The following is a 561-nucleotide window of genomic DNA, read 5'->3' as shown; positions in this document are numbered from 1 at the left end:
CAGCGTTACCTGAGGCAGTACAAGCAGCAAAAGATGCGCTACAAGGTCGTTTAAATGATCTGGTTGATATCACTTTACCAACAGTAAATGACGAAGATGAAGATGGTGTTGTTGATGATATTGGAGAAGCTCTAGCAGCGGCTGAAGCAGCAGTAGAGGCAGCAGAAGCAGCATACGCTGCGGCGGAACAAGCGCTGATCGATGCAAATGCCAATGGCCTCATCACGCCAACAGAACTTACTGCACTGACTCAAGCACGTGATGATGCACTTGCTGCGAAAACAGAAGCACAAACAAAAGTGACAGTATTACCTGAGGCAGTACAAGCAGAAAAAGATGCGCTACAAGGTCGTTTAAATGATCTAGTCGACATTACCTTACCAGCAGTAAATGATGAAAACGAAGATGGTGTGGATGATGCAGTTGCAGCACTTGAAGAAGCGACAGAGGCAGTAGAGGCGGCTGAAGCGGCATATGCTGAGGCAGAGCAAGCACTAGCAGATGCAGAATCAGATGGTTTAATCACGCCAACAGAACTTGCTGAGCTGACTCAAGCACGTG

1 protein-coding gene is annotated in these 561 nt (G+C 47.4%); it reads left to right on the top strand.

Translation table 11 applies throughout. From position 1 onward, the window contains the following. Positions 1 to 561, top strand: a 561-nt coding sequence (locus AC1M83_RS14160; RefSeq protein ID WP_481590941.1) for a GA-like domain-containing protein, incomplete at both ends; no start/stop codon positions are given.

The sequence above is a fragment of the Acinetobacter sp. 25-47-130 genome, from assembly GCF_056779705.1.
Note: the sequence above shows the minus strand (reverse complement) of the source record. Positions and strands in the feature narration are given on the sequence as shown.